This is a genomic window from Ideonella sp. P3_A4 (genome assembly GCF_056403075.1).
This window is the reverse complement of the sequence record NZ_JBFUGE010000924.1, coordinates 1-1,775: the sequence shown is the minus strand read 5'-3', so window position 1 is coordinate 1,775 and position 1,775 is coordinate 1. Positions and strand designations below refer to the sequence as shown.

The 1,775-nt window shown below is 67.3% G+C and carries 1 protein-coding gene; it reads right to left on the bottom strand.

The window, feature by feature from the left end:
• On the bottom strand, positions 1 to 1,581 hold a 1,581-nt coding region (gene edd, locus AC1DYI_RS34485; protein ID WP_477208605.1), incomplete at its 3' end, for a phosphogluconate dehydratase.
• Positions 1,582 to 1,775: the final 194 nt, after the last annotated feature.

Genomic DNA, 1,775 nt, shown 5'->3' with positions numbered 1-1,775 from the left:
GACGTGGATCGCGGCCGGCACCTTGCCCGAAGCACCACTCATGCGGCCATCGGTCACGAGCGCCACGCGGTGGCCCTTGCCTTGCAGCACGGCCAGCGGCGGCGTCAGCTTGTGCAGCTCAGGCATGCCGTTCGCGTGCGGGCCCTGGAAGCGCACGACAACCACCACGTCGCGCTCCAGCTCACCGGCCTTGAAGGCGGCGTGCAGGTCTTCCTGGCTGTCGAACACCCGCGCCGGTGCCTCGATGATGTGGCGATCCGCTGGCACCGCGGAGACCTTGATGACCGCCCGACCCAGATTGCCTTGCAGCAGCGCCAACCCGCCGGTCGGCGAGAAGGGATCAGCGGCCGTGCGCACGACCGCAGCGTCGCCGCTTTCGGCGGGCAACTTGGACCAGCGCACGCGCTCACCTTCGAGCTGGGGCACTTCGGCATAACTCGCCATCCCGCCTTCGGCGACTGCGCCGGCGTCAGCGTGCATCAGCCCCGCCGACATCAGCTCACGCAGCACGAAGGACGGGCCGCCCGCCGCCTGGAACTGGTTTACGTCAGCGCTGCCGTTCGGGTAGACGCGCGCCAGCAGCGGCACCACCGAAGACAACTCGGAGAAGTCGTTCCAGTCGATCAGGATGCCGGCGGCGCGTGCCACCGCCACCCAGTGGATCAGGTGGTTGGTGGAGCCGCCGGTCGCCAGCAGTGCCACCATCGCGTTGACGATGCTGCGCTCGTCAACCAGATGGCCGATCGGCAAATCACGCCGGCCAGCGCGCAGGCTCAGCACCGTCGCGACGGCCTCGTCCGTCAGCGCTTGGCGTAATGGCGCATGCGGGTGGATGAAGGCGGCGCCAGGCACGTGCAGGCCCATCGCCTCCAGCAGCATCTGGTTGGAGTTGGCGGTGCCGTAGAACGTGCAGGTGCCAGCCGAGTGATAGGCCGCCTGTTCGGCCTGCAGCAACTCGCCGCGGCCAACCAGGCCTTGCGCGGCCTGCTCACGCACCTTGGCCTTGTCGTTGTTCGACAGACCCGAGCCCATCGGCCCGGCCGGCACGAACACGCAAGGCAGGTGGCCGAAGTGCAGTGCGCCGATCAACAGGCCCGGCACGATCTTGTCGCAGATGCCCAGCAGCAGCGCCGCGTCGAACACGTCGTGCGACAGCGCGATCGCGGTGCCCATCGCGATGGTGTCGCGCGAGAACAGGCTCAGCTCCATGCCGGCGTAGCCCTGCGTCACGCCGTCGCACATCGCGGGCACGCCGCCGGCGACTTGCGCAGTGGCACCGAGGCGATGTGCCGTCGCGCGGATCTGCGCCGGGTAGCCTTCGTACGGTTGGTGCGCCGACAGCATGTCGTTGTAGGCGGTGACGATGCCGATGTGCGGCGCCTTTTCGGCCACGATGCGCAGCTTGTCTTCGCCAGGCATTGCGGCGAAGGCGTGTGCCACGTTGGCACAGCCCATGCGGTCTGATCCGCGCGGCCGTTGGCGCAGTACGTCGACCCGTTTCAGGTAGGCGCCACGCGTGCTGGCGCTGCGCTCGCGGATGCGACTGGTGACCTGGGCCAGAACGGAATTCAAGGTGTTCATGGCAGACAGCGGAAGCGACTCCGGTGGATGTAACTCATGGGCAGATTATCAGGTAACTTGGTTACATGGTCAAACCAAGTTGGAAACCTGAGACGAGGGTGCGGGCAGGCTGATAGATTGGCGGGATGGAGCATGAAGCGCTGACGCTGCGTGACCCAGCCCCGCTGCTTGAACGCACCCTCCATGAGTGGGGC